This window comes from Polaromonas sp. JS666, assembly GCF_000013865.1.
In the GTDB taxonomy this organism is placed as follows: Bacteria; Pseudomonadota; Gammaproteobacteria; order Burkholderiales; family Burkholderiaceae_C; genus Polaromonas.
This window is the reverse complement of the sequence record NC_007948.1, coordinates 3,083,510-3,107,861: the sequence shown is the minus strand read 5'-3', so window position 1 is coordinate 3,107,861 and position 24,352 is coordinate 3,083,510. Positions and strand designations below refer to the sequence as shown.

General features: G+C 62.1%; 28 protein-coding genes. 9 read left to right on the top strand and 19 right to left on the bottom strand.

The window, feature by feature from the left end:
- Positions 1-33 precede the first annotated feature (33 nt).
- Positions 34-615 (top strand): superoxide dismutase, encoded by a 582-nt coding sequence (locus tag BPRO_RS14670; RefSeq protein ID WP_011483857.1) that lies wholly within the window; start codon positions 34-36, stop codon positions 613-615.
- Between the two features lie 128 nt (positions 616-743).
- Here the strand turns inward: BPRO_RS14670 and BPRO_RS14665 are convergent, their stop codons facing one another.
- Positions 744-1,229, bottom strand: a complete 486-nt coding sequence (locus tag BPRO_RS14665) for a DUF192 domain-containing protein (protein ID WP_157045805.1) — start codon at positions 1,227-1,229, stop codon at positions 744-746.
- A 99-nt stretch (positions 1,230-1,328) separates the two neighbouring features.
- A complete protein-coding gene (locus BPRO_RS14660; protein ID WP_011483855.1) occupies positions 1,329-1,664 on the bottom strand; it encodes a hypothetical protein in 336 nt (111 codons plus the stop codon).
- A 212-nt stretch (positions 1,665-1,876) separates the two neighbouring features.
- Here BPRO_RS14660 and icd point away from each other — a divergent pair, with 212 nt between their 5' ends.
- The 4 genes from icd (at position 1,877) to sbcB (ending at position 7,658) form a co-directional block, all read left to right on the top strand.
- The gene (gene icd, locus BPRO_RS14655) at positions 1,877-3,130 is read left to right on the top strand and encodes an NADP-dependent isocitrate dehydrogenase (protein ID WP_011483854.1); all 1,254 of its coding nucleotides are present in this window, start codon (positions 1,877-1,879) and stop codon (positions 3,128-3,130) included.
- A 160-nt stretch (positions 3,131-3,290) separates the two neighbouring features.
- Positions 3,291-3,659, top strand: coding sequence for an ATP-dependent Clp protease adapter ClpS (gene clpS / locus BPRO_RS14650; RefSeq protein ID WP_041388842.1), 369 nt, complete (start codon positions 3,291-3,293; stop codon positions 3,657-3,659).
- 70 nt (positions 3,660-3,729) lie between these two features.
- Positions 3,730-6,066 (top strand): ATP-dependent Clp protease ATP-binding subunit ClpA, encoded by a 2,337-nt coding sequence (gene clpA / locus BPRO_RS14645; RefSeq protein ID WP_011483852.1) that lies wholly within the window; start codon positions 3,730-3,732, stop codon positions 6,064-6,066.
- Positions 6,067-6,215: 149 nt separating this feature from the next.
- Positions 6,216-7,658, top strand: coding sequence for an exodeoxyribonuclease I (gene sbcB, locus BPRO_RS14640; protein WP_011483851.1), 1,443 nt, complete (start codon positions 6,216-6,218; stop codon positions 7,656-7,658).
- Positions 7,659-7,949: 291 nt separating this feature from the next.
- Here sbcB and BPRO_RS14635 read toward each other — a convergent pair whose 3' ends face one another.
- The 8 genes from BPRO_RS14635 to BPRO_RS14600 all read right to left on the bottom strand — a co-directional run bounded on the left by BPRO_RS14635 (position 7,950) and on the right by BPRO_RS14600 (position 14,216).
- The gene (locus tag BPRO_RS14635) at positions 7,950-8,642 is read right to left on the bottom strand and encodes a glutathione S-transferase (RefSeq protein ID WP_011483850.1); all 693 of its coding nucleotides are present in this window, start codon (positions 8,640-8,642) and stop codon (positions 7,950-7,952) included.
- 8 nt (positions 8,643-8,650) lie between these two features.
- Complete coding sequence (locus tag BPRO_RS14630; RefSeq protein ID WP_011483849.1) at positions 8,651-9,601, bottom strand: rhodanese-related sulfurtransferase; 951 nt, start codon at positions 9,599-9,601, stop codon at positions 8,651-8,653.
- Positions 9,602-9,714: 113 nt separating this feature from the next.
- Positions 9,715-10,467, bottom strand: a complete 753-nt coding sequence (locus BPRO_RS14625; protein WP_011483848.1) for an ABC transporter ATP-binding protein — start codon at positions 10,465-10,467, stop codon at positions 9,715-9,717.
- Positions 10,457-11,215, bottom strand: coding sequence for an ABC transporter permease (locus BPRO_RS14620; RefSeq protein WP_011483847.1), 759 nt, complete (start codon positions 11,213-11,215; stop codon positions 10,457-10,459). Before BPRO_RS14620 ends, BPRO_RS14625 begins: the two co-directional genes overlap by 11 nt.
- Before the next feature lie 13 nt (positions 11,216-11,228).
- Complete coding sequence (locus BPRO_RS14615) at positions 11,229-11,690, bottom strand: cupredoxin domain-containing protein (RefSeq protein WP_011483846.1); 462 nt, start codon at positions 11,688-11,690, stop codon at positions 11,229-11,231.
- Positions 11,691-11,692: 2 nt separating this feature from the next.
- Complete coding sequence (locus BPRO_RS14610) at positions 11,693-12,280, bottom strand: SCO family protein (RefSeq protein ID WP_011483845.1); 588 nt, start codon at positions 12,278-12,280, stop codon at positions 11,693-11,695.
- Positions 12,281-12,294: 14 nt separating this feature from the next.
- Positions 12,295-13,302 carry an ABC transporter substrate-binding protein gene (locus tag BPRO_RS14605; protein ID WP_232291412.1) on the bottom strand — a complete coding sequence of 336 codons (1,008 nt, stop codon included), beginning with the start codon at positions 13,300-13,302 and terminating at the stop codon, positions 12,295-12,297.
- A 284-nt stretch (positions 13,303-13,586) separates the two neighbouring features.
- A complete protein-coding gene (locus tag BPRO_RS14600; RefSeq protein WP_011483843.1) occupies positions 13,587-14,216 on the bottom strand; it encodes an NADPH-dependent F420 reductase in 630 nt (209 codons plus the stop codon).
- Positions 14,217-14,322: 106 nt separating this feature from the next.
- Between BPRO_RS14600 and BPRO_RS14595 the strand changes: the two genes are divergently transcribed.
- The gene (locus tag BPRO_RS14595; RefSeq protein WP_011483842.1) at positions 14,323-15,252 is read left to right on the top strand and encodes a LysR family transcriptional regulator; all 930 of its coding nucleotides are present in this window, start codon (positions 14,323-14,325) and stop codon (positions 15,250-15,252) included.
- A gap of 66 nt (positions 15,253-15,318) precedes the next feature.
- Positions 15,319-16,260: a ketopantoate reductase family protein gene (locus BPRO_RS14590; protein ID WP_011483841.1), complete on the top strand. Its 942-nt coding sequence runs from the start codon at positions 15,319-15,321 to the stop codon at positions 16,258-16,260.
- 164 nt (positions 16,261-16,424) lie between these two features.
- On the opposite strand, the gene BPRO_RS14585 is transcribed toward BPRO_RS14590, so the two are convergent.
- The 8 genes from BPRO_RS14585 to BPRO_RS14555 all read right to left on the bottom strand — a co-directional run bounded on the left by BPRO_RS14585 (position 16,425) and on the right by BPRO_RS14555 (position 22,498).
- Positions 16,425-17,138: a YebC/PmpR family DNA-binding transcriptional regulator gene (locus tag BPRO_RS14585; RefSeq protein WP_011483840.1), complete on the bottom strand. Its 714-nt coding sequence runs from the start codon at positions 17,136-17,138 to the stop codon at positions 16,425-16,427.
- Positions 17,139-17,274: 136 nt separating this feature from the next.
- Positions 17,275-17,739: an EVE domain-containing protein gene (locus tag BPRO_RS14580; RefSeq protein WP_011483839.1), complete on the bottom strand. Its 465-nt coding sequence runs from the start codon at positions 17,737-17,739 to the stop codon at positions 17,275-17,277.
- Positions 17,740-17,902: 163 nt separating this feature from the next.
- Positions 17,903-18,178: a YkvA family protein gene (locus BPRO_RS14575; RefSeq protein ID WP_011483838.1), complete on the bottom strand. Its 276-nt coding sequence runs from the start codon at positions 18,176-18,178 to the stop codon at positions 17,903-17,905.
- Positions 18,179-18,281: 103 nt separating this feature from the next.
- Positions 18,282-19,760 carry an RNB domain-containing ribonuclease gene (locus BPRO_RS14570; RefSeq protein ID WP_011483837.1) on the bottom strand — a complete coding sequence of 493 codons (1,479 nt, stop codon included), beginning with the start codon at positions 19,758-19,760 and terminating at the stop codon, positions 18,282-18,284.
- Between the two features lie 184 nt (positions 19,761-19,944).
- Positions 19,945-20,043, bottom strand: coding sequence for an EVE domain-containing protein (locus BPRO_RS30500; RefSeq protein WP_232291410.1), 99 nt, complete (start codon positions 20,041-20,043; stop codon positions 19,945-19,947).
- Positions 20,044-20,137: 94 nt separating this feature from the next.
- Entirely contained in the window at positions 20,138-20,890 is a 753-nt protein-coding gene (locus BPRO_RS14565) for an SDR family oxidoreductase (protein ID WP_011483836.1), read from the bottom strand.
- A gap of 198 nt (positions 20,891-21,088) precedes the next feature.
- Entirely contained in the window at positions 21,089-21,547 is a 459-nt protein-coding gene (locus BPRO_RS14560) for a carboxymuconolactone decarboxylase family protein (RefSeq protein ID WP_011483835.1), read from the bottom strand.
- 36 nt (positions 21,548-21,583) lie between these two features.
- Positions 21,584-22,498 (bottom strand): RNA polymerase sigma-70 factor, encoded by a 915-nt coding sequence (locus tag BPRO_RS14555; RefSeq protein WP_011483834.1) that lies wholly within the window; start codon positions 22,496-22,498, stop codon positions 21,584-21,586.
- 371 nt (positions 22,499-22,869) lie between these two features.
- Between BPRO_RS14555 and BPRO_RS14550 the strand changes: the two genes are divergently transcribed.
- Both BPRO_RS14550 and BPRO_RS14545 read left to right on the top strand, forming a co-directional pair.
- The gene (locus tag BPRO_RS14550) at positions 22,870-23,328 is read left to right on the top strand and encodes a carboxymuconolactone decarboxylase family protein (RefSeq protein ID WP_011483833.1); all 459 of its coding nucleotides are present in this window, start codon (positions 22,870-22,872) and stop codon (positions 23,326-23,328) included.
- Positions 23,329-23,437: 109 nt separating this feature from the next.
- Positions 23,438-23,842 (top strand): cupin domain-containing protein, encoded by a 405-nt coding sequence (locus tag BPRO_RS14545; protein ID WP_011483832.1) that lies wholly within the window; start codon positions 23,438-23,440, stop codon positions 23,840-23,842.
- Positions 23,843-23,993: 151 nt separating this feature from the next.
- Here BPRO_RS14545 and BPRO_RS14540 read toward each other — a convergent pair whose 3' ends face one another.
- The gene (locus BPRO_RS14540) at positions 23,994-24,323 is read right to left on the bottom strand and encodes a hypothetical protein (RefSeq protein WP_157045804.1); all 330 of its coding nucleotides are present in this window, start codon (positions 24,321-24,323) and stop codon (positions 23,994-23,996) included.
- Between the last annotated feature and the right edge of the window lie 29 nt (positions 24,324-24,352).

Sequence of the window (24,352 nt, the reverse complement as noted above, 5' to 3'; positions counted from 1 at the left end):
CCGGACAAGTTTTTAACCACCACGAGGAAAATCATGGAACACAAGCTCCCCCCACTCCCCTACGCGATCGACGCTCTTGCGCCGCATTACAGCCAGGAAGCCTTCGAGTACCACCACGGCAAGCACCACAACGCTTATGTCGTGAACCTCAACAACCTGCAAAAAGGTACCGAGTTTGAAGCCATGACGCTGGAAGAGATCATCAAAAAATCCAGCGGTGGCATCTACAACAACGCCGCTCAAATCTGGAACCACACCTTTTTCTGGAATTGCATGAAGCCTGCGGGCGGCGGCGAGCCCAGCGGCGCACTGGCAGCGGCCATCAACGCCAAATTCGGTTCTTACGCGGCGTTCAAGGAAGCCTTTGTCAAATCGGCCGTCGGCAATTTCGGTTCCGGCTGGACCTGGCTGGTCAGGAAGGCCGATGGCTCTGTGGATATCGTCAATACCGGCCCTGCAGGCACGCCGCTGACCACCGCCGACAAGGCATTGCTGACGGTGGACGTGTGGGAGCACGCCTACTACATCGACTACCGCAACCTGCGTCCCAAGTTTGTTGAAACCTTCCTGTCCAACATGGTGAACTGGGGCTTTGCCGAAGCCAACTTCGCCTGACGCCTGACGCCTGACAGGTGACCCCTGCAGGCATTTGCGCCTTGCATGAAAAAGCCGACTTCGCGTCGGCTTTTTTCATGGGGTTGACCTATGGCAGGACGGGTCAGGTGGACGCTGTCAGCCGCTGTTCAGCGCCTGGCCTCAAAAAGTGCGCCATTCAGGCGCGTGCCCGCCTTGATGCCTTTTTTTGCAAACCATCCCTTGTTCATCTCCAGCACGTAGCGCACCGGTTGAGCCGAGCAATGCGACTCAGTGGTCTGGGGCTTCATGTCTGCAAGATTCACGATGGTGCCATCGTCAGCGACAAACGCAGCGGTCAGCGGCAGCAGTGTGTTCTTCATCCAGAAGCACTGTTGCGAGGGCTGTTCAAAGATGAAGATCATGCCTTCGTGCTGTGGCATCGTTGTGCGGTACATCAGTCCGATCTGTCTTTGCTGGGGTGTCGAAGCGACCTGGGCGTCTATCTTGTGCATGCCGGCGCCCAGCGTTATCCGGGGGAGGTCGATTTGGGGGGCGTCCTGGGCGAACACTAGGCCTGACGTCACCAGGGCGCAGCTTGTCAGTGCCAGGGTCACGCTTCGGACGATTCGGTGCGCAGCAAGTTTTATGAACATGGATTCATGACATGAAGAAGTGGAGTTGACTGGCAGCATAAACGACGCCCATGAAAAATGCCCGCACAGGGCGGGCATTTTGACCGAAGTAACGCGGAATTACTTCTTGGCTTCAGAAGCTTTGGCAGCAGGCATTTCTGCTTTCTTGGCGGCAGCGGCGGCAGCTTTTTCTTCTTTGGCTTTCTTGGCAGCAGCAGCTTTTTCTTCCTTGGCTTTCTTGGCGGCAGCAGCTTTTTCAGCTTTGGCAGCTTTAGCGGCAGCGGCTTTGTCTTCCTTGGCAGCTGGGGTTGCTGCGGTGGCTGGGGTTGCAGGCGTAGCTGGGGTTGCAGTAGCGGCTGGCTTGGAAGCAGCACCCATAGGCGCGCCAGCGTGGCTGGCGGCAAAAGCGCCGGTGGCGAACAGGGCGGAAATCAGTACAGCGAGGATTTTGTTCATTTGGAGTTTCCTGAAATAACGTTATTGGAAAAAATGCCCCCGAAAAAACTCGTGGACTGTACCGTAACGAAAACGCTTTCTCCCCGGTTGACACGCAGCCTGGATAAATTTCGCAATATTGATTTGCGGCTAGAATTTAGGGGTTTTTACCTAACTGCTGAAAGCGGCGTTTTTTGTTGACGCCATCAGCGCTCACCGGAGACTTCTTAAACATGTACCAGCACATCAAGGTGCCCGCCCAAGGCCAGAAAATCACCGTCAATGCCGACAATTCACTGAATGTGCCTGACGAGCCGGTCATTCCGTTCATTGAGGGCGACGGTACCGGCGCAGACATTACGCCGGTCATGCTGAAAGTGGTGGATGCAGCCGTGGCCAAAGCCTACGGCGGCAAGAAGAAGATCCACTGGATGGAAGTGTTTGCAGGTGAGAAGTCCACCAAGGTGTACGGCCCGGACGTCTGGCTGCCGGAAGAAACGCTGCACGCCGTGCGCGACTACGTGGTGTCCATCAAGGGCCCGCTGACGACCCCCGTGGGCGGCGGTATCCGCAGCCTGAACGTGGCATTGCGCCAGGAGCTGGACCTGTACGTCTGCCTGCGCCCCATCCAGTACTTTGCCGGCGTGCCTTCCCCCGTGAAAGAGCCGCAAAAGACCAACATGGTCATCTTCCGTGAAAACTCGGAAGACATCTACGCCGGTATCGAGTTCGAATCGGGCAGCGACAAGGCCAAGAAACTCATCAAGTTCCTGCAGGATGAACTGGGCGTCAAGAAGATCCGCTTCCCCAACACCTCCGGCATCGGCATCAAGCCGGTCTCCAGCGAAGGTACCGAGCGCCTGGTGCGCAAGGCCATCCAGTACGCGATTGACAATGACAAGCCCAGCGTGACCATCGTTCACAAGGGCAACATCATGAAATTCACCGAAGGCGGTTTCCGTGACTGGGCCTACGCCCTGGCGCAAAAGGAATTCGGTGCCGAACTGATCGACGGCGGCCCATGGTGCAAGTTCAAGAACCCGAAGACCGGCAAGGACGTCATCGTCAAGGACAGCATTGCCGACGCCTTCCTGCAGCAAATCCTGCTGCGCCCGGCCGAGTACAGCGTGATTGCGACGCTGAACCTGAACGGCGACTATGTGTCCGACGCCCTGGCTGCACAGGTCGGCGGTATCGGCATTGCCCCCGGCGCCAACCTGAGCGACACCGTGGCCATGTTCGAGGCCACCCACGGTACCGCTCCGAAATATGCTGGCAAGGACTATGTGAACCCCGGCTCCGAGATCCTGTCCGCAGAAATGATGCTGCGCCACATGGGCTGGACCGAGGCGGCCGACCTGATCATCAGCTCGATGGAAAAGTCGATTGAATCCAAGAAAGTCACCTACGACTTTGCCCGCCTGATGGAGGGCGCGACCCAGGTCAGCTGCTCCGGTTTCGGCCAGGTGATGATCGATCACATGTAAGCCAGCCAGGCTTGCCCCTACCAACCGCCCGGGAGCGATTCCGAGGCGGTTTTTTTTATGGGCGCAGAATAGCCGAATGAGTCACGATTGAATGTCGCGTTCCCGCCACCAATTTCCCTATTAGGCGCACTGGGCTATATCGGTCGCTAGAATGAATTCCATGGCCAGCAAATCTCCCAAATCCCCGGCGTTGCCGCCGACGCCTGTCGTCAGGCCTGACGAGGTCAATGGCGGGGATTCGGTCGTTCTGGAGCGTCGCCCCCAAAAGACCAAACCGCCCCAGATGTACCAGGTGGTTCTTCTCAATGACGATTACACCCCGATGGAGTTCGTCGTGGTCATCCTCCAGGAGTTTTTCAACAAAGACCATGAAACCGCCACGCAGATCATGTTGAAGATCCACCTGGACGGCAAAGGCGTTTGCGGTGTGTTCTCCAAAGACGTGGCGGCCACCAAAGTCGACCAAGTGACAGAAGCAGCCCGAAAAAACGGGCACCCGCTGCAATGTGTCAGTGAGCCCATTGAATAATGACAAATCCGGCCAATATTCCATTCAGAAGTCAGTGAAGTAAAACGTCAGCAAGCCGAAAGGAAAATCAATGATTGCCCAGGAACTAGAAGTCAGCTTGCACATGGCCTTTGTCGAAGCGCGGCAGCAACGTCACGAGTTCATCACGGTGGAACACCTGCTGCTCGCCTTGCTGGACAACCCCAGTGCGGCTGAAGTGCTGCGCGCCTGTTCAGCCAATGTGGATGATCTGCGCAAGTCGCTTGCCAATTTCATCAAGGACAACACGCCGCAGGTGGCAGGCACCGACGACGTCGACACGCAACCCACGCTGGGTTTCCAGCGTGTGATCCAGCGCGCCATCATGCATGTGCAGTCCACCGGCAACGGTAAAAAAGAAGTCACCGGTGCCAATGTGCTGGTCGCCATTTTTGGCGAGAAGGATTCCCACGCGGTGTATTACCTGCACCAGCAGGGCGTGACGCGCCTGGACGTGGTGAATTTCATCGCCCATGGCATCAAGAAAAGCGATCCGCCCGAGCCCGCCAAGAGCGGCGAAAGCGCCGCCGAGAACGAGGAAGGCAGCGAAAAGAACGAAAAGGCTTCTCCGCTGGAGCAGTTCACGCAGAACCTCAACCAGCTCGCCAAGGATGGCAAGATCGATCCCCTGATCGGCCGCCAGTACGAAGTCGAGCGGGTGATCCAGATTCTCTGCCGTCGCCGCAAGAACAACCCGCTGCTGGTGGGTGAGGCTGGCGTGGGTAAAACCGCCATTGCCGAGGGCCTGGCCTGGCGCATCACGCAAAAAGATGTGCCGGAAATCCTGGCCGAGGCGAACGTGTATTCGCTCGACATGGGTGCCTTGCTGGCCGGTACCAAATACCGCGGCGACTTTGAGCAGCGCCTCAAGGGCGTGCTGAAGGCGCTGAAAGACAAGCCCAACGGCATCCTGTTCATTGACGAAATCCACACCCTGATCGGTGCCGGTGCGGCCTCGGGCGGTACGCTGGACGCGTCCAACCTGCTCAAGCCTGCGCTGAGTTCCGGCCAGCTCAAGTGCATTGGCGCGACCACCTTCACGGAATACCGCGGTATTTTCGAGAAGGATGCGGCCCTGTCGCGGCGCTTCCAGAAGGTCGATGTGGTCGAGCCGACGGTGCAGGAAACAGTCGAGATTCTGAAGGGTCTCAAGTCGCGCTTTGAAGAGCACCACAGCGTCAAGTACGCCGTGGCGGCCCTGCAGGCCGCGGCCGAGCTGAGCGCCAAGTACATCAATGACCGCCATCTGCCCGACAAGGCGATCGACGTCATTGATGAGGCGGGCGCCGCCCAGCGCATCCTGCCCGCCAACAAGCGCAAGAAAACCATCACCAAGACCGAGGTCGAGGAAATCGTGGCGAAGATTGCCCGCATTCCGCCCGCCAACGTCTCCAATGATGACCGCGGCAAGCTCAAGACCCTGGAACGCGACCTCAAAAGCGTGGTGTTCGGCCAGGACAAGGCGCTGGACGTGCTTGCGTCGTCTGTCAAGATGGCGCGTTCCGGCCTGGGCAAGGACGACAAGCCGATTGGCTGCTTCCTGTTCTCCGGCCCCACGGGTGTCGGCAAGACCGAGGCCGCCAAGCAGCTGGCCTACATCATGGGCATCGAGCTGATCCGCTTCGACATGTCGGAGTACATGGAGCGCCATGCCGTGAGCCGCCTGATCGGCGCGCCTCCGGGCTACGTCGGTTTTGACCAGGGCGGTTTGCTGACCGAGGCGATCACCAAGAAGCCGCACGCGGTGCTGCTGCTCGACGAGATCGAGAAGGCGCACCCCGACATCTTCAACGTGCTGCTGCAGGTGATGGACCATGGCACGCTCACGGACAACAACGGGCGCAAGGCCGATTTCCGTAACGTGATCATTGTCATGACCACCAATGCCGGTGCCGAGACCATGAACAAGGCGACCATCGGCTTTACCAACCCGCGTGAGGCGGGCGACGAGATGGCGGACATCAAACGCCTGTTCACGCCAGAGTTCCGCAACCGCCTCGATGCGGTGGTGAGCTTCAAGGCGCTGGACGAAGTCGTCATCCTGCGCGTGGTCGACAAGTTCCTGCTGCAGCTGGAGACGCAGCTGGCCGAGAAGAAAGTCGAAGTCACCTTCACCGACGGGCTGCGCAAGTACCTGGCCAAGAAGGGCTTCGATCCGCTCATGGGCGCTCGCCCGATGCAGCGCCTGATCCAGGACACGATTCGTCGCGCGCTGGCTGACGAGCTGCTGTTTGGGCGCCTGATCGATGGCGGCCGCCTCACGGTCGACATGAAGGTCACGACGGACGAGAAGGGCGTCGAGACCGGCGAGGTCCAGCTCGACATCCAGCCGCTGCCGAAGAAAGAGGGCAAAGCCAGGCCCGAGGCGGAGGCCGCAGAGACCAACTGACCACGCGGATTTTTCAGCGTATCCCCAAAAGGCCGGTAGCATCATGCTATCGGCCTTTTTCATGCAGCTATCAAAGTAATAGCTGCCTGCGACCGGACTACCGGGGGCAGGGCTCAATTTCTCCCTATAAATATTCCAATAATCATTCCATGGCGCCGCACACCTTCCTCTGGCACGACTACGAAACCTTTGGCCTCAATACCCGGCGCGACCGGCCTTCGCAATTTGCCGGCATCCGGACGGACGCCGAACTGAACGAGGTGGGTGAGCCGCTGATGCTCTACTGCCAGCCTGCCAACGACTACCTGCCCGACCCGGCCTCCTGCCTGATCACCGGGATCACGCCTCAGCTGTGCCTGGAGCGCGGGATCCCCGAGCACGCGTTCGCCGCCAAGATCGAGCAGCTGCTGGCCGAGCCCGGCACCATCGGCGTCGGTTACAACACCATCCGCTTTGACGACGAGGTGACACGCTACCTGTTCTGGCGCAACCTGATTGATCCCTACGCGCGCGAGTGGCAAAACGACTGCGGCCGCTGGGATCTGCTGGACGTGGTGCGCATGGCCTATGCACTTCGCCCCGAGGGCATTGTCTGGCCCACCAAGGAAGACGGCAAACCCAGCTTCAAGCTGGAAGACCTGGCGCGCGCCAACGGCCTGCTGCACGAAGCGGCGCACGACGCCCTGTCGGACGTGCGCGCCACCATTGCCCTGGCCCGGCTGATTCGCAAAGCCCAGCCCAAGCTGTTCGATTTTTGCCTGGGCCTGCACAAAAAGGACCGGGTGGCCGCCGAACTCGGCCTGCCCGCCAGCCGGCAAAGCGCCACCCCGTTTTTGCATGTATCAGGCATGTTCCCGCCGGAGCGCGGCTGTCTGGCCGTGATGTGGCCGCTGGCGACGCACCCCACCAATAAAAACGAGTTGCTCGCCTGGGACCTCGCGCATGACCCGAGCGAGTTGCCGCTGCTGGATGTGGCCACGCTGCGCCAGCGCCTGTTCACCAGGTCGGCTGATCTGCCCGAAGGCGTGTTGCGCCTGCCGCTAAAGTCGGTGCACCTCAACAAGTCACCCATGGTGGTGCGCAAGCTGCAGACCTTGACCCCCGAGATGGCGGTGAAGTGGGGTGTGGACATGGACGCGGCACTGCGCAATGCCGAAAAAGCTGCCGGCCTGCCCGACATGAGCGCCATCTGGCCCGAGGTGTTTCAACGCCCGAAAGAAGCCGCGCCCGATGTGGATGAAGACCTGTATGGCGGTTTTGTCGGCAATGCCGACCGCCGGCGGCTGAACCAGCTGCGCGCGCTGTCTCCCGCGGAGCTGGCCCACAGTCGCACCGGCTTTGACGATGACCGCCTGCAAGAGCTGCTGTTCCGCTACCGTGCCCGCAACTTTGCCGAAACCCTGACGCCGGAAGAGGCCGAGCGCTGGGAAGCGCACCGGGCCGCGCGCCTGCTGGAAGGCGAGGGCGGCGCCCGCAACGTCGATGCGCTGTTTGCAGAGATCGACACGCTTTCAGAAACGACCGACGAGCGCGGCCAGGCGATTTTGGGTGCGCTGTATGACTACGCGGAGGCGATTGCGCCAGAGCTGTAGCTCAGCTTCGTTTGTCGCAATTGATGGCCGGACTCGGGTTCAGCCCTCACCCCAGCCCTCTCCCAGGGGGAGAGGGTGTAATTCGCACAAACCGCACAAACCGCACAAACCGCACAACGCGCCTTGTTGCAAGAGTGCCCCTTCTTGCTCCTTCTCCCTCTGGGAGAAGGCTGGGATGAGGGCCGTTCCCGCTTCGGTATTTGTCTTCCCCCCAGGTGCCTTGTTTCTCTGGAGTCAAATAGACATATAGCTCAATGAATACCAGGGAATGAGGCTATTAAATTAATAGCATCACTCGCTCGCAGCCCGCCAAGGCGCATGCTTCTCCATAACGCTTTGATAAAGCGCACTCGCCTCAAACCCCGCCAGCCAGGCCTGCAACCGCGGCCAGGGCTGGGCCGTAAACCACGCAGCATCGGTGTGCGCAAACTGCCGCACGAAAGGTAGCAGCGCCATGTCGGCCAGGCTGGCTTGCGCGCCGAACAAGCAGCCATGCTGCTCCAGCATCAACTCAAGCCGGCCCAGCCAGGCGGCGCCTGCCGTGCGATGCGCCTCGGCGAAAACGGCTTCATCACCGGCGGTCTCTTCGGCTGCTTCCTCGAGATAGCGGTTGGGGTATTTGTAGCGATCCAGGTTGCGCTTGAACGCGCCGTCGTTGCCGTCGATCAGCACCTGCATGTCTTGCAGCGTGCCGCGTTCGGGTGTGAGCCAATGCTGCGGGTCATGGCGCCGCAAAGCCCACAGCATGATGTCCAGGCTCTCATCGATCACCTCGCCACCCGGCAAAACAAGTACCGGCACCGTGCCCTTGGACGATGCGGCCAGCATCTCGGGTGGCTTGCTGCGCAGCACCACCTCGCGCAGCTCGCAGCGCTGGCCGCTCACGACGAGCGCCAGTCGCGCGCGCATGGCGTAGGGGCAGCGGCGAAAGGAGTACAACACCGGCAGGGGACGGTCTGCCGGGGCGGTTGAGGCAGGCGTCACGGTGAGGTTCAGGACTTGTCCTGCTGCCGCACGCCAATATGCGGCTGCTGGCGCGCCTGGGCCAGCTCGACCTGGCGCTGGCGCTCGCGGTAGCCCTGCTTTTGTTGCTCGGTCGTTGTCGCATGGCAGCGCGCGCAGCTCACCCCCAACTCGAACAGCGGGGAGGCCCGGTCTTCCTCGCTCAGCGGATCGCGGCAGGAGCGGCACAGCGTGTAGTGGCCCGCGTGCAGGCCGTGGCCTACCGAGACGCGTTCATCGAACACAAAGCACTCGCCCTGCCAGTAGCTTTGGGCTTCAGGCACGGTTTCCAAGTATTTGAGGATGCCGCCTTCCAGGTGGTAAACCTCGTCAAATCCCTTGGAGCGCAGGAAGGCCGTGGATTTCTCGCAACGGATGCCGCCGGTGCAGAACATGGCCACCTTGGGCTTTTTGCCTTCCACCGGGGCCAGGCGGCCGCCTTCGGCCATCTCGCGCTCCACCCAGCCCGGCAGTTCCGAAAAGCTGCGGGTGGCCGGGTTGATGGCGCCCTGGAAGGTGCCAATGGACACTTCATAGTCGTTGCGCGTGTCAACCAGCACCACCTCGGGGTCGTCGAGCAGGTGGTTCCAGTCCTCGGGCTTGACATACTGGCCGGCCATCAGGGCGGGGTGCACCTCCGGCACGCCCAGTGTGACGATCTCCCGCTTGAGCCGCACCTTCATCCGGTAAAACGGCATGTGGGCTGCCCAGGCTTCCTTGTGCTCCAGCGTGGTCAGGCGCGCATCCTGCCGCAAAAAAGCCAGCACGGCATGTACCCCCTTGGCCGGGCCGGCAATCGTGCCATTGATGCCTTCTGCGGCCAGCAGCAGGGTGCCTTTGACACCATGGGACTCGCAGCAGGCGAGCAGGGGCGCCTGGAGCTCGGCAAAGTCGGGGAGCTCGACGAATTTGTAGAGGGCGGCAGTCAGGAATTCAGGCATGGGAGGTGAAATAAAGCTGCGCCTCACAGCGCTGCAGCTTCAATCGTAACGGGTTCGTGCCCTCCATTGGGGCGGTGGTGTTGTTGGCGAAGTGACTGCGAGGGTTTGACCGGTCAGCTCACCCCAAGTTCACCCAAAATCTGCTCTTTCATCTGCTGCATTGCCGGACTGGACAGTTTGCGCGGATGCGCAAACGGCACCTCGAAAGTCGCCTGGATGGTCGCCGGGCGCGGCGACAGCACCAGAATGCGGTCGGCCATGAACAAGGCCTCTTCCACGTCGTGCGTGATGAGCAGCACGGTATGGCGCTCTTCCGACAGGATTCGCATCAGCTCGGTGCGCATGCGCAGGTTCATCAGCGCATCCAGCGCGGAGAAGGGCTCGTCCATGTACAAAATCTCGGGCTTGACCACCAGCGCACGCGCCAGCTCCACCCGCTTGAGCATGCCGCCCGAGAGTTCGTGCGGGTAGCTCTTTTCAAAGCCCTTGAGACCCACCATGTCGGTGTAGTGGTCGGCCAGCGCGGCCTTGTCGCCATGGCCGTTGCCGTTGAGCCCGAACATCAGGTTTTGCTGCACCGTCAGCCACGGAAACACCGAGCCGTGCTGCGAGATCACAATGCCCTTGGGGCTGGGCCCGTTGCGCTGCGCACCGTCGATGCTGATGCTGCCCGAATCCGCGCGCTCAAAGCCCGCGATGATTTTTATCAGGGTTGATTTGCCGCAGCCCGACGGCCCGACGATGGCCACAAACTCACCGTCGGCAACCGACAGGCTGACGCCATCGACGACCGGCAGCGACGCCTTGCCCGGGGCAAAGCTCTTGCGAATGTCCTTGACTGAAATCTTGGCGTCTTTAACGTCCATAGCGCCACCTGATCGATTTGAGGCCTTCCAGGCGGCGCATCGTGCCGTCCAGCAAAAGTCCGATGACGCCAATGATGACCATGCTGGCGATCACCAGGTCGTAGCGGTTGCCCGCGTTGCGTGAGTCCATGATGAGGTAGCCCAGGCCGGAGCGCAGGGCGATCATTTCTGCCGCCACCACGACCAGCCACGCCACGCCCAGGCCAATGCGCATGCCAACGATGATTTCGGGCAGCACGGCGGGAATGATGACCTGGCGGAACAGGGTGTAACGCGACACGCCAAAATTGTCGGCCGCCCGCAGATAGCGCCTTTCGATGGTGTGCACGCCGGCAGCGGTTTGCACAATCATCGGGAAGACCGACGCGATAAAAATCAGGAAAATCGGCGAGACATTACCCACGCCAAACCACAGGATGGCCAGCGGAATCCAGGCGATGGGTGATATGGGCCGCAGGATCTGGAAGATCGGGTTGAGCGTGCGGTAGGCGCCCTCCACACGGCCCATCCACAGCCCCATGGGCAAGGCGACCAGGGTGGCGCTCAAAAAGCCGGTGCCCACCCGAAACAGCGACGCGCCTATATGCTCCCACAGCGTGCCGTCTGCGACCAGCTCCATGGTGCCGGTCACCACCTGCAGCGGCGTGGGGAAAATCACGCTCTCGGTCTGCAGCACGATCACCCACCAGCAGGCGATCAACGCCACCAGCACGGCCAGCGGCGCGAGGATGTTTTTTAGTTTTTCCACCAAATCCCTTCGCTTACAACAATTGGTTTCTTAGCGCCGCATACGCTGTAGCCGCACGCCACTGCAGCCGCTCCCAGGCGGTTTCCGGCTTGGGAACAACCACCACGCTCATCTGCCCGCTGGTATGCGCGGTGCAGGCAAACTGATAGTCTGACGCCACCTCAAACGGCAGGCGGAAACTCTGGCCGGGCATGATCAGCACCGGCCCGAATACCTGCGGTACATCGTCCAGGTTTTTCAAGAGCAGCACGTCGTTCAGGCCCAGCGTGAGGCGGGCTTCGGAAGGAAGAATCTCGAGCTTGTCGCCGGCCATCCGGCGCGCCCAGGTGCCCTTGGGGATTTCGAACAATTCGTCCCTGGACACGGCGGAGACGGGGGCGAGCGCGGCCCATCCGAATGCGCCCAGCGTGCAGGCGGCAAGCATCAACAGCAGCAGGGGCCAGACGCGGCGCAGGGACTTCACCTGTCTTGGCACGCTTATTTCTTGAGCAAAATTCTGGCGTCATGCACGATGTCGTCGGCAGTGCGCCCGAAAGGCATCAGCCCGCGCAGGCTGCCCTGGCGGTCCACAAAATAGAGGTAAGACGAGTGGTGCACCGCGTAGTTGGTCTTGCTGCCCTCGACCATTTCTTTTGTGGCGGTGATGCCGTAGTCCTGGCGCACCTTCTCCATCTGGGCCGGCGTGCCGGTGACGCCCACAAAACTGGAGTCAAAAGCCGCCAGGTACTTGCGCAGGAGGTCCGCCGTGTCCCGTTCGGGATCGACGGTGACGAAAACCACCTGCACTTGACTGGCAAGCGCGCCCAGTTTCTGGCGTGCCTGCGCCAGCATCGCCAGCGACTCCGGGCAAACGTTGGGGCAGGAGGTGTAGCCGAATTCAAGAATGACCAGCTTGCCGCGGTAGCGGCTCAGTTGCAGGTCGGTGCCGGCTGTGCTGCGCAAGCTGAAGTCCGGCGCCATGCGCGGCGGCTCGAACACGCCGGACTTCAGGCCCGAACTGGCAGCCGCGCCAGCTGTGGCGGCGAAAAGAAGCAGCGAAAAAAAGACGGGTAGTGCGCGATTCAAGGGGTGTCCTGAAGTCAGAGTGTGATGGTGACGGGCTTGATGTTTTTGACAAAACTCTCGTCCACATAGGATTCGTAAGCGACCGGGCGCTTGATGGTGCCGGCTTCGAGCGACAGCTTCATCAAATCGTCAAACTCCGCCTTGATCATGCGCAGGTCGCCATAGGTCACCCGGTCCGCCGGGTTTTCCATGACAAAGCGGATGATGTTCGGGTCCTGGTTGAAAAATTTGCGGCCCGCAGCAATATCCACGGCCTTGTTGCGGCTGGCCGGCCCCAGGTCAAGCCAGGTGCCGGCCGCCTGCACGTAGTTCACCAGCTCCTGGACCAGCGGGCGGTTGTCCTTGATCAGTTCTTCGCGCACCGTGAGCACGCAGCAGATGTAGTTGCGCCATTCGTCGCGTGTCATGGACAGCGGACGGGCATAGCCCGCGCGCTGCGCCGCCGCCCCGAAGGGCTCGCCGGTGCAATAGGCATCCACCGCTTTGGCGTACAGGGCGGCAGGCATGTCGGGCGGAGCCATCTCGATGATTTCGATGTCCTTGGGCGTCATGCCCTCTTTGGCCAGCATCTTGCGCAGGAACAAAAAATCGACAGCAAAGCGGCTCGGGATGGCGATTCTTTTGCCTTTCAGGTCGGTAAATCGCTTGTGCGCGGAATCAGTGCGCACCATGATGACCGCGCCCGAGCGGTGCCCCAGCGAGACGATCTTGAGGGGAATTTTCTTGTCGGTCAGGTCCATCACCAGCGGCGCCAGCATGTAGGCCGCCTGGATGCGGCCCGTCATCAGGGACTCCTTGATCTCCGGCCAGCCGCTGTACTTGCTGTATTCAAACTCAAACGCCGGGCCGCCGCCCTTGGCATTGCTGGCGGCCTTGGCCACGCAGGCGACGGGCAGGGTGAGGTTGCAGGTAACAGGCAGGCCGCCGACCAGAATCGACTTTGCTGCTGCAGCCGAGGAAACGGCGGGCAGGCAGGGGAGCGCTGCCGCCATGGCCCCGGCCAGCACTTGCCTGCGTTGCATGCCCTGTGGGCTTGCCTTATGGATTGGGTTCATCGCCAGTACCTTGCTGTCATTGAATGGTCAGTCCGCAAGGGATGGAAGGCCAGTGGCCGATGCGCACATTCATTCATTGTAGGTTGGCAGCCCTTGATGGGGTCCACAGCAAGCCCCTGGCAAGTTTGTTCAGTATTTCTTCATGGTAAACGAGGCGCGGCCTCCAGTCAGGCGCCGGCCGGCCGGGATTGTGAGCAGAAGAAGCTGCGGACCCGGCCGTGTATCTTGTGCCGGGCGCCAGCGCATTGACTTCAGCTGAAATGCACAAGGTTGAGAATTGGCAGCGGGCCGCCGGGAAACTGCGCCAGGCGTCCACCCACAGCCAAAGAGCCGAGGTCGATTCCCGAGAATCCGAGCAGGCTGATCAGTGCAGCCACGGTCGCCTTTGCCTTGACATCGTCCCCCGAGAAAAACAGCACGCGCTTGCCGCCCTGGTCGGCGGGGTCTGTGGCCAGCAGTTGCGCGACAAGGTGGTTAAAGGCCTTCACCACGCGCGCGCCGGGCACCAGCTCGGCAAACACTTCGCTGGACACGCGGCCGTTCAGGTCTACGGGCGTGAGCGAAGGTATTTCGACCGCGTTGTTGGCATCAATGACGACACGGCCGCCAAAGTTGGGCAAACCGGCCAGCGCGGCAGGCAGGCGGCCCCAGTTGACGGCTACCAGCACGATGTCTTTTGAGGCAGCCTCCTTGACGGTGCCGGCGTGGATGGTGGGGCCAAGTTCGCGCACGATGTCCTTGAGCGAGTCCGGGCCGCGGCTGTTGGACAGCGTGGCATGGATGCCTTGGCGGGCCAGGGCTTTGGCAAATGCCGAGCCGATGGCTCCGGCGCCGATGATCCCGATGGTGGGGGTGTTGCTTGTGGTTGAGGGGGTAGACATAAATTCACTCCTTGGTTGTTGATGGGTGAATGATGGGTTTTTGATTGCCTTTTGATAAGACAGTAATTGATTGAATTATTTTCAAGCATTGCTTTAAGATGGCGAAATGGAAACCTTGGCCAACCTCGAATCGTTTGTTCGCAGCGCCGAAGGCCGCAGCTTTTCCGTGGCGGCGCGGCGCCTGGAGCTGACGCCTGCCGCCGTGAGCCGCAATGTGGCCATGCTGGAGCGAAACCTGGGCGTGCGGCTGTTTCAGCGCTCAACCCGCAAACTCACGCTGACCGAAGCCGGTGAACGCTTTCTGGCTTCGATTGGCGGCAACCTCATCGCACTGCAGTCCGCCATCGCGGCCGTCTCCAGCGACAGCGGCGACCCCGTCGGCTCGCTCAAGGTCAGCATGTCGCCTACCTTTGGCATCGAGTACATCGTGCCCTTGCTGCCGGCTTTTCTGGACCGTTATCCGCTGATTCGCCCTGACTGGCACTTTGAAAATCGCCCGGTCGACCTGATCGCCGAGGGGTATGACGCAGCTATCGGCGGCGGCTTCGAGCTGTCGCCGGGCGTGGTGTCGCGCGCCTTGGCCCCGATCCACTTGGTCGCCGTGGCGTCGCCCGCCTATATGGCAGGCCAGCAGGCCCCAGCCGACCCTGCGGGCCTGGCCGGGTTCAAAGGTATCGCTCTGCGTTCCAGCGGAACGAGCCGGGTTCGCCAGTGGGTCATGCGCGATGCGGCCGGCACCGAAATCCCGGCAAGCCTTACCGAGTCCGTGGTCGTGAACGACCCGACCGCCATGCGCGCCGCAGCGCTGCTGGGCCTGGGCGTGACGCTGCTTGCCGTGCCCGACGTGCTGCCGTGGCTTGAACGCGGCGAACTCGTCAGGCTGCTGCCGCGCTGGTATGTGGATGCCGGCGCGATCTCGATCTATTACGCCACGCGCAGCCTGATGCCTGCCAAAACCCGCGTGTTCATTGATTTTGTGGTCGAGGCTTTCGAGCGCGATCAGCTGGGCCGGCGCTTTGCCGGCAGCCTCGGTTAGGCGGCCTGCAAATACGGCGGACTTGACCCACAATCCTTGTCTTCGCATCTCTCTGAAAGCCACCTCATGACCCAATCCCTCAAAGTCGCCGTGATGGGCGCAGGCGCCGTCGGGTGCTACTTCGGCGGCATGCTCGCTCGCGCCGGGCACGAGGTGGTGCTGATCGCCCGGCCCCAGCATGTGGAAGCCATCGCCCGCGACGGCCTGCGCATGGAAACCAAAACCTTCGACGAGCACGTGCGCCTGGCCGCCAGCGCAGACCCGGGCGCGGTGCAGGGCGCCAACCTGGTGCTGTTCAGCGTCAAGTCCACCGACACCGAATCGGCCGGCGCCCAGATACGGCCGCACCTGTCGGCCGACGCCCTGGTGCTGTGCCTGCAAAACGGCGTGGACAACGCCGACCGCCTGCGCACCGTGCTGCCGCAGCACGCCGTGGCCGCCGCAGTGGTCTATGTCGCCACCGAAATGGCCGGCCCCGGCCACGTCAAGCACCACGGCCGCGGCGAGCTGGTGATCGAGCCCGCCAGTTCCGCCTCCTTTTCCAGCGAAGTCGTGGCGCAAGCCCTGATTGCCGCCGGCGTGCCGACCGAGATTTCTGGCAACGTGCGCGGCGCGCTGTGGGCCAAGCTGATCCTCAACTGTGCCTACAACGCCGTCTCGGCCATCGCCCAGCTGCCGTATGGCAAAACGGTGCAGGGCGAGGGCGTGAAAGACGTGATGCGCGACGTGGTGGCCGAATGCCTGGCCGTGGCCAAGGCCGAGGGCGTGCAGGTGCCCGGCGACGTGGACGCCGCTGTGCGCAAGATCGCTGAAACCATGCCCAGCCAGTTTTCATCCACCGCGCAAGACCTGGCGCGCGGCAAGCGCAGCGAGATCGACTACCTCAACGGCCTGATTGTGCAGCGCGGCGAGGCGCTGGGCGTTGCCACGCCGGCAAACCGGGTGTTGTGGGCCTTGGTGAAGTTGCTGGAAGGCCAGCAATCCGCCGCGGGGTCACCCGCTCGCTAGCGCAGTGCCGATCATCTCCTTCCCCCGCTGGGGGAAGGCCGGGATGGGGGCTCACGGCGTGAGCGTCGGGCCACCGTGCTGACCTGGTCGTCGCTGGCCCCCACCCCAATCCTCCCCCGGAAGGGGAGGGAGCTTCACGAGTCCTTGACTGAACCGTATTGAGCTTAGCCAGCCAGGCCCACAAACACGTTCTGCACATCGTCGTTTGCGTCGATGGCGGCCAGGAAGGCTTCGACTTCTTCCAGGTGTGCGGGGTCCAGGCTCGCCGGGTCAATCGGGTTCTTGGGTTTGTACCCCAGCTTGGCAGAAATGACCGTGAAGCCCTGGGCAGGCAGGGCGCGGCTCACCAGGTCAAGGTCGGTGGGGGCGGTCAGGAACAGCGTGGTGCCCTCTTCGTGGCCCGGCTCAAAGTCTTCGGCGCCCGCTTCAATGGCGGCCACTTCGGGGTCGCTGCCCGCAACCACGGGCTCGGCTTCGATCATGCCCACGTGGTCAAAATCCCACGCTACCGAGCCGGAAGCGCCCAGGTGACCCTTGCGAAACAGCACCCGCATTTCAGGCGCGGTGCGCTTGACGTTGTCGGTCAGGCATTCAACCATCACGGGCACCTGGTGCGGCGCAAAGCCTTCGTACATCACGTGCTCGAAATGCACCGCCTCGCCCGTGAGCCCCGCACCCTTCTTGATGGCCCGCTCCAGCGTGTCCTTGGGCATGGACACCTTGCGCGCCTGCTCCACGACCAGCCGCAGGCGCGAATTGGACGCCGGGTCGGCCCCGCCGCGCGCGGCGACCATGATGTCCTTGGCCAGTCTTCCGAACAGCTTGCCCCGGGCATCGGCGGCCTGCGCCTTGCCTTTTGCTTTCCACTGTGCACCCATGATTCATGTTCCTTAAAGTTGTATCGTCTTTGACGTGTTGTCTTTGACGTGTTGATAGGGGCTGGCCAGGAATGCACGCATCATCCGCCTCCTCGCGCCCACCGAAGCAAAGGTCATCCGCAGCTTGGTCTTAGCGCTACGGGATGCCCAGCAGTTTACAGATGACCCGCCAGTGCTTCGGCTCAACCGGCGTGATCGACAAGCGGTTGCCCTTGCGCAGTACCACCAGGCCCTGCAGATCCTCATGGGCGCGCAGCTCGGGCAGGGCGAGGTTGCGCGTCTTGCGCAGCACCTGCACATCCACCAGCAGCCAGCGCGGCTCCTCCGGTTTTGACTTGGCGTCGTAATAAGGCGACTTCGGGTCAAACTGTGTCGGGTCAGGGTAGGGCGTGGACGCCACCTGCGCAATGCCGACGATGCCCGGTTCGGCACAACTGGAATGGTAGAACAGCACGCCATCGCCCACCCGCATCGCATCGCGCATGAAGTTGCGCGCCTGGTAGTTGCGCACGCCCACCCAGGGCACCGTGGCTTTGGGCGCAGCCAACGCGTCGTCTACCGAGCATTCCTCGGGTTCGGATTTCATGAGCCAGTAGTTCATGGTTTTGTGGGTGTCAAGGTTTCACGATCTGCACGAATAAGGGCGCCATCCCTACACGTCAGTACGCATCAGTGCGCGGCGCAGATCCTGTACCGCAGCCCTGGCGCAAAAAGAGGGTGAGGGGGCGTTTCAGCCCCCAGCTTAGCCGAACACCGGCCTGGTGTCAGCCGGTGCGGCGCCTCGCCGCTGCCTGGGCAATATCCGGCGGCAGGCGCCTGAGCAGCCAGCGGATCGCCAGCGGCACCAGCACCAGGTCATCAACCACGCCAATCACGGGCAGCACATCTGGGATGAGATCAATGGGCGAGAAGAGGTACAGCACAATCAGCGCGGTGCCCAGCTTCAGCCAGCCCGGTGCGCTGGGGTGGCGCAGTGCAAACCACAGCTGCCGCGCGTCGCCGCGCAGCACGGCCCACAGCAGGGTCAGGCGTTTCAACATGGCAGCTCCTCGATGACTGGCCCCAGCGGGCCGTGTTCAGCCCAAATGGCGCCGGCCGTACCTGCTGCAAGGGCTTGTTCACCGGGCGTTACATTCCGCCCAATCAAGCGCGTTCGAAATCGATGAAGCTTTTTTCTGCATCCACCGCCACCAGCCTGACGCGCACCGTGTCGCCCACATCCAGCCCTTCGAAACCGCGCACCACCCGGCCTTCCAGCATGGGGCTGCTGATGCGCACGTAGGTGCCCTTGGCCGCGGCGCCGGTGACGATGGCGCCGAACACCTCGCCAATGCGCCCTTGCAGCAGCCAGGCCCCCGCGGCCTTCAGCACCTGGCGCTCGACCTTGCTGGCGTTGTCTTCCTGCAGCGTGCAATGCCGGGCGATCCCGGTGAGCTGTTCGGCCGAATAGGGCGGCACCTCGCCGGCGAGGGCGGCCTTCAACAGGCGCTGCGTCACCAGGTCGGGAAAGCGCCGGTTGGGCGCGGTGGAATGCGCGTAGTCGTTCACCGCGAGCCCGAAGTGCCCCAGTCCCGTGGTACCCGCCGCGCCGGCCGCACTGGGCGAGGTAGCGGGCGCAGCCGCGTACTCGCCCGAGCCCAGCATCTTCACCACCGCCAGCGACAGATCGGCGAAACCGGCCGGATCGACCAGGCGCCGCGCGCACAGGAAGCGGTCGAGCGCCAGCGCATCGGGCGCCGCAGGCAGCTGCACGCCATGGCTCGCCGCCAGCGCAACGATGCGGTCCCAGCGGCGCGGCGCCTGCAGGAAGCGGCGCAGCGAGGGGAAGCCCATGTCGACCAGAAAGCGGGCCGTTGCGCCGTTGGCCGCGATCATGAGGTCGGCGATCAGGTCCTTGGCGCGGTTTTTCTCGTCCGGGCGCAGGTCCGTCAGTTGCCCGTCCTTGAACACCGGGCGGGCGGACACCGTGTTGACATTCAGCGCGCCGCGCGTCTGGCGCCATTGCCGCAACTGGCTGGCCAATGCGTCGTGCAAACGCACCTGATCCTCCAGTCCCTGCACGCTGGCGGTCTGCGACGGTGGTGGCCCCACATCGTCAAGCCACGCCGAGACGGCGTCGTAGGTGAGCTTGGCGCGATTGAGCACCGCCGCCCGGTAGATGGTTGACTCGGACACCGTGCCGTCTGCTTCTACCTGCATGTCGACTACCACCGCCAGGCGCTCCTGGCCTTCGTGCAGCGAGGTGAGGTCGGTAGACAGGACCTCCGGCAGCATCGGAAACACGCCGGCCGCCGTGTACACCGAGGTGGTGTTGACGGCCGCATGGCCATCCACCGCACCGCCGGGTCGCACCATGGCATCGACATCGGCCACGGCCACCCGCAGGCGCGTGCTGCCAGCGGCCAGCGGCTCGGCCACGCTCAGCTGGTCAAGGTCGCGCGTGTCGTCGTTGTCAATCGAGAACCAGGTCAGATGCCGCAGGTCGTGGATGGTGCCATTGCGTTCAGGGCCCGTCCGGCGCGCGGCTTCGGCCTCTTGCAAGGTTTGCGGTGCAAAGGCGGGCAGCAAACCTCGGGAGTGCATCGCCTCGACGGCGATTCGGTGCAGATTGATGGTGTCCATAAGGTGCCAGTGAGTGATTCGTACCAATGTACCCGCTGACCCCGACCATGGGCTTGCAGCGACGCATTTCGGACAGGCCGGACGTCTGGCGACTCAAATAAGCTGACTGGCAGGGTGAGAGGCTTGTGCCAGGCAAGCTGCTGGTTTGGATTTCATCAGCCAGCAGGTTGTCACGGGATTGCGTTTACGCGCTGCGCAGCGCCATGCCCACGATGCCCGGCTCGACACAGCTGGGGGCAGCCAGCGCGTCGTTCACCGACCATTCCTCGGGTTCGGATTTCATGAGCCAGCAGCTTGTCATGGGGTTTGCCTTGTTGGGTCATTTTTGGAAGGAGTTGAACTTAGCGGCTGGCTTCTCTCGCCGGGAAGATGCCGATCTATTTGGCGGCCGCGTTTGCCAGCCAGCTTTCCAGCGAGGTCGTGCCGATCCGCGCATGGGCGCCGGGCGTTAGGGACTTGTCATCGAGGCGCGTTCCAAAATACAGCGCGTCGTCATCCTTGACGACTTCCCGCGGGTCCTTGCTGGCTTGCAAGGTGCGTCGCAGCAGTTCGTCGAGACGGAATGACTGGGGCCCTGCGACTTCACAGGTGTCGTTCAGCGGTGCCTCGGTGGCAACCTTCGCAAGCGCGGCAGCGACGTCATCAGCCGCGATCGGCTGCAACCGGGCCGACGACGCACGCACCGTCTGGCCCTGGGTGCTCACATAGGCAATGGATGCCAGGAACTCGAAAAATTGGGTGGCCCGGACAATCGTGTACGGCACCGTGGAGCCCTTGATGATTGACTCCTGGGCCACCTTGGCGCGGAAGTAGCCGCTTTCGGGCACGCGCTCAGACCCCACAACTGACAGCGCCACATGATGGCGCACGCCCGCGGTGAGTTCGGCGGCGAGCAGGTTCTGGGTCGACGACTTGAAGAAATTCATCACGGCCTCGTCTTCGAACGACGGCGAGTTCGTCACGTCAACCACGACCTTAGCGCCGGCCAGCGCCTGAGAGAGTCCTTCTCCGGTCACCGCGTTGACGCCCGACGACGGCGATGCCGCAGCCACCTCATGCCCGGCCTGCTGAAGCAAGGCCGCAAGTTTCTTGCCGATGAGGCCGCTGCCTCCGATGATGACGATTTTCATGTCAGTCCTTCATTAAATAGGGAGAATTAAAGACGGCGACACCCTGCAACCATCCATACAACACAAGACGTTTGACGATGGTCGGTTGTGACAACGCGGGGTGAAATCTGCTGTCCCCGCCGTTGAAGAAAACCATCGTGCCTTGCATAAATCGCCTGGATCTCGTTCAGCGAGCGAGAAAGCGTCTTCGGTGGGCACTCATTGGATGGGCTTTTCAGGCACCGGCACCTGCATGCTGATGGCCATGCGGTTCCAGGCGTTGATCTGTGCGATCGTCCAGCAGAGTTCGACGATTTCCTGGTCACTGAACTGGCTCTTCAGTGCATCGAAGTCGGCATCCCGGCTGCCGTGGTACTCGACCAGCCTGGTCGTGGTCTCGGCCCAGTTCAGCGCGGCGCGCTCGCGCTTGCTGTACAGGCCGGTTTCGCGCCAGGTCGACAGGCTGTTGATGCGCTGCCAGGTCTCGCCATGCTTGCGCAGATCGCGCGCATGCATGTCCAGGCAGAAGGCGCAGCCATTGAGCTGGGACACGCGCGTCTGCACGAGTTCCATCAGGACGGGGCCGAGCGAAGACTTGGAGGTGGCGGCGCCGACGCCGGCCATGGCCTGATAGGCCTTGGGAGAGATGTCGGTCCAGTGGAGGCGGGGTTCGTTCATGGTTTTACCTTTGAGTCATGGTTGGGATACACAGACTCAAGACGTTTGAGGGGGCTGACTTGTGACATTGAGATCGCGGCCCAATGCCTGGGCGATGCGGGCGAGCTTGTCCGGGTTGCGCTGCGCGTGAATGCGCACGATGCGCTCCCCATCCGTTTCGAGCGACTGCGCCGACTCCAGGGCGCCATCGATGAAGCGCAGCAAGCCCCATTGACCATTGAGCACAACCACTTCGAATCGCACCAGGTTGGGGTAGCGCAGGCTGGTGGCGAGATACAGCTGTGCGATGCGCTGCCCGCCCACCAGCGGGACTCCAAAGCTGGGCACCTTGCCGCCGCCATCGCCGATCAGCTGCGCGTCGTCAGCAAGCATGGTTTTGAGCGCAGCGAACTCGCCGCGCACGGCAGCATCAGCGAACCCCCGCAGCAGCCGCAGTTGGGTCTCTCGAGCGACGGTGTACCGCGGCCGCTGGTCCTGTAGCTGCACCTTGGCGCGGTGAACAAGTTGCCTGCAGGCGGGCTCGGTCTTGCCCAGGGCCTCGGCCACTTCACCATAGTCGGCATCAAACACTTCGCGCAGCAAATAGGCCGCACGGGCCTCGGGAGCAAGGCGCTCCAGCAGTGCGAGGAAGGCAACCGAGACGTCGTCGACTCGCTCCAGCATCTGCTCCGGCGAGACTGGGGAATCGGAGAGCAGGGGCTCCGGCAGCCATGTGCCGACATAGTGCTCGCGCTGGATCTTGGCCGTGCGCAGTCTGTCAATGGCCAGGCGCGTGGTGACGGAAACGAGCCAGGCCTCCGTGTTCTCCAGGTGATCCTGGTCGGCCTCGTGCCATCGCAGCCACGCATCCTGGACGACTTCTTCGGCCTCGGCCGAGGAGCCCAGCATGCGGTAGGCAATACCCTGCAAGCGAGGGCGGAGGCGGTTGAATGTGTCGGTGGCGTCGTTCATAGCTACCTAGACGTTTGACGCCACCGTCTTGTGACAGCGACGCCATTTCAAATGCAAGTTGAATAGACCTTTTTACGCTCTCCTACCGGTATGTGCAATGGCAGCATGGGTCCGCAATCTCGCGGCGCTGGCAGCGATCACAAGGTGCAGTCTTTTAAGACCAACGGCGAACGCATGGTGCGCATCCCTGCCAGTGCACCCCGACAAGCTCGCGCAGCCGGTTGCATCCTGAACTGCTGAAAAAACGTTTTTCTGAAAAAAGTCGCTGAAATTTCAGCAGGCAGGGCAGTTTGTGTCACAAAACGGCACTGACAGCCGCCTTGTAGGTATGTGAATCTCAATTCCGAGTCACTTAAACCCGAAGGAAACACATGACCGAAGCTCGACTCCCCTGGACCCAACTCGCACCCAAGGCCTACCAGGCCATGGCCAGCGTGGGTGCCGTAACCGCCACCTCCACCCTGGGCATGCCCCTCATCGAACTGGTGCAGAGCCGTGTGTCGCAAATCAACGGCTGCGCCTTTTGCGTCGACATGCATGCGCGCGATCTGCGCAAGCACGGGGAAACCTGGCAACGCATCAACAGCCTTTCGACCTGGCGCGAAGTCGGCTTTTACAGCGAGCGTGAGCGCGCCGCACTGGCCTGGGCCGAAACGATGACCCGGCTCGCCGGCGAGCATGGCGACCACGACACCGCTTTCACGGCGCTGCAGGGTCAGTTCAGCGAGCAGGAAATTGTCGAACTCACCTGGGTGGCCGCGCTGATCAACGCCTGGAACCGCATGGCGGTGGGCATGCGGCAACCGCCGTCCGGCAAGCCGCTGGAGTGACCGGAATCCCTTGATCCGCAACCCGGCATCTGAAATTCATCCCGTCGGGAGCGGGCTCGCGTGCCTGCGCGTGGGCCCGGTCTCGCCAACAAACTTGAAGAGTCAAACCATGAAGAAAATCTGTATACCCCTGTTTCTGGCGGCAAGCGCCTTGCTCGCCCAGCAAGCCTTGGCCAGCGGCATCGACGGCGTCAGCGTCGCGCCGCTCATGTCAAAAGATCTTTCCGATCTGCCCGGCAAGGAAGGCCTGGTCATCACCGTGGACTACGCTCCCGGCGCTGCCGACCCTGTGCACCGCCACCGCGCACACGGTTTTATCTACGTGCTCGAAGGCTCCATCGTGATGCAGGTCAAGGGCGGCAAAGAAGTCACGCTGACACCGGGGCAGACTTTTTATGAAGGCCCCAATGACATTCACACCGTTGGCCGCAATGCCAGCACCACCCAGCCCGCAAAGTTCCTGGTGGTGCTCATCAAAAAGAAGAAGGGTGAGGTCCTGGAACTCGTGAAGTGAAGTGAGATGAGCAGGGCCGGCAAGCCGGGCTGAAAAAAGCGGTACGGTTGCCTCACCGTGGTGTGCAAGAGACCGGCGTTGGGTTGGTGATGCAGTCCGCGGGGTTCAGTCCAATTTGGATCAGTTTGTCTTTGACCGGAACGCATTGCAGTCACATTTCTTGATCGCGGGTATGTGCGCATTCCCTCGCTTCGGCGGTTATTTGGTTCAGCGGCCGGCCGTCTGTCCCGGTGGGCCTCTTGGTGGGCGACGTGTTGGGGATAAGGGACCATTGGCCGGCCGCAACTTGGCCGCTGATCACAAAGAGGCCGTGCTGCAGCGGGCCAATCGCCGGTTTCGGTTTGTAGGCAGGCAAGTCCAGGGACAAGCTGACCTGGAAGGTGGCGCCGATGTCTTCGGGGGTGGGGCGTGTCGTCGGGGTTGCGAATGGCGTTACCGTAGCGCGCTCAAAGTGGGAGATGGCTAAGGAATAGTTTGCCAAGGCCAATCAATCCGGGCGCCTGAAATCGA

Excerpts from the sequence above, each read along its gene's own strand:
- BPRO_RS14585 (WP_011483840.1), bottom strand. The coding sequence starts at position 17,138 with ATGGGTGCACAGTGGAAAGCAAAAGGCAAGGCGCAGGCCGCCGATGCC.
- BPRO_RS14630 (WP_011483849.1), bottom strand. The coding sequence starts at position 9,601 with ATGCCTGAATTCCTGACTGCCGCCCTCTACAAATTCGTCGAGCTCCCC.
- BPRO_RS14565 (WP_011483836.1), bottom strand. The coding sequence starts at position 20,890 with ATGAAAATCGTCATCATCGGAGGCAGCGGCCTCATCGGCAAGAAACTT.
- BPRO_RS14570 (WP_011483837.1), bottom strand. The coding sequence starts at position 19,760 with ATGGACACCATCAATCTGCACCGAATCGCCGTCGAGGCGATGCACTCC.
- BPRO_RS14660 (WP_011483855.1), bottom strand. The coding sequence starts at position 1,664 with ATGAACAAAATCCTCGCTGTACTGATTTCCGCCCTGTTCGCCACCGGC.
- BPRO_RS14605 (WP_232291412.1), bottom strand. The coding sequence starts at position 13,302 with ATGCAACGCAGGCAAGTGCTGGCCGGGGCCATGGCGGCAGCGCTCCCC.
- BPRO_RS14545 (WP_011483832.1), top strand. The coding sequence starts at position 23,438 with ATGAAGAAAATCTGTATACCCCTGTTTCTGGCGGCAAGCGCCTTGCTC.
- clpS (WP_041388842.1), top strand. The coding sequence starts at position 3,291 with ATGGCCAGCAAATCTCCCAAATCCCCGGCGTTGCCGCCGACGCCTGTC.
- icd (WP_011483854.1), top strand. The coding sequence starts at position 1,877 with ATGTACCAGCACATCAAGGTGCCCGCCCAAGGCCAGAAAATCACCGTC.
- BPRO_RS14575 (WP_011483838.1), bottom strand. The coding sequence starts at position 18,178 with ATGTTGAAACGCCTGACCCTGCTGTGGGCCGTGCTGCGCGGCGACGCG.
- sbcB (WP_011483851.1), top strand. The coding sequence starts at position 6,216 with ATGGCGCCGCACACCTTCCTCTGGCACGACTACGAAACCTTTGGCCTC.
- BPRO_RS14590 (WP_011483841.1), top strand. The coding sequence starts at position 15,319 with ATGACCCAATCCCTCAAAGTCGCCGTGATGGGCGCAGGCGCCGTCGGG.
- BPRO_RS14665 (WP_157045805.1), bottom strand. The coding sequence starts at position 1,229 with ATGTTCATAAAACTTGCTGCGCACCGAATCGTCCGAAGCGTGACCCTG.
- clpA (WP_011483852.1), top strand. The coding sequence starts at position 3,730 with ATGATTGCCCAGGAACTAGAAGTCAGCTTGCACATGGCCTTTGTCGAA.
- BPRO_RS14560 (WP_011483835.1), bottom strand. The coding sequence starts at position 21,547 with ATGAACGAACCCCGCCTCCACTGGACCGACATCTCTCCCAAGGCCTAT.
- BPRO_RS14595 (WP_011483842.1), top strand. The coding sequence starts at position 14,323 with ATGGAAACCTTGGCCAACCTCGAATCGTTTGTTCGCAGCGCCGAAGGC.
- BPRO_RS30500 (WP_232291410.1), bottom strand. The coding sequence starts at position 20,043 with ATGAAATCCGAACCCGAGGAATGGTCGGTGAACGACGCGCTGGCTGCC.
- BPRO_RS14670 (WP_011483857.1), top strand. The coding sequence starts at position 34 with ATGGAACACAAGCTCCCCCCACTCCCCTACGCGATCGACGCTCTTGCG.
- BPRO_RS14550 (WP_011483833.1), top strand. The coding sequence starts at position 22,870 with ATGACCGAAGCTCGACTCCCCTGGACCCAACTCGCACCCAAGGCCTAC.
- BPRO_RS14625 (WP_011483848.1), bottom strand. The coding sequence starts at position 10,467 with ATGGACGTTAAAGACGCCAAGATTTCAGTCAAGGACATTCGCAAGAGC.
- BPRO_RS14580 (WP_011483839.1), bottom strand. The coding sequence starts at position 17,739 with ATGAACTACTGGCTCATGAAATCCGAACCCGAGGAATGCTCGGTAGAC.
- BPRO_RS14555 (WP_011483834.1), bottom strand. The coding sequence starts at position 22,498 with ATGAACGACGCCACCGACACATTCAACCGCCTCCGCCCTCGCTTGCAG.
- BPRO_RS14600 (WP_011483843.1), bottom strand. The coding sequence starts at position 14,216 with ATGTCTACCCCCTCAACCACAAGCAACACCCCCACCATCGGGATCATC.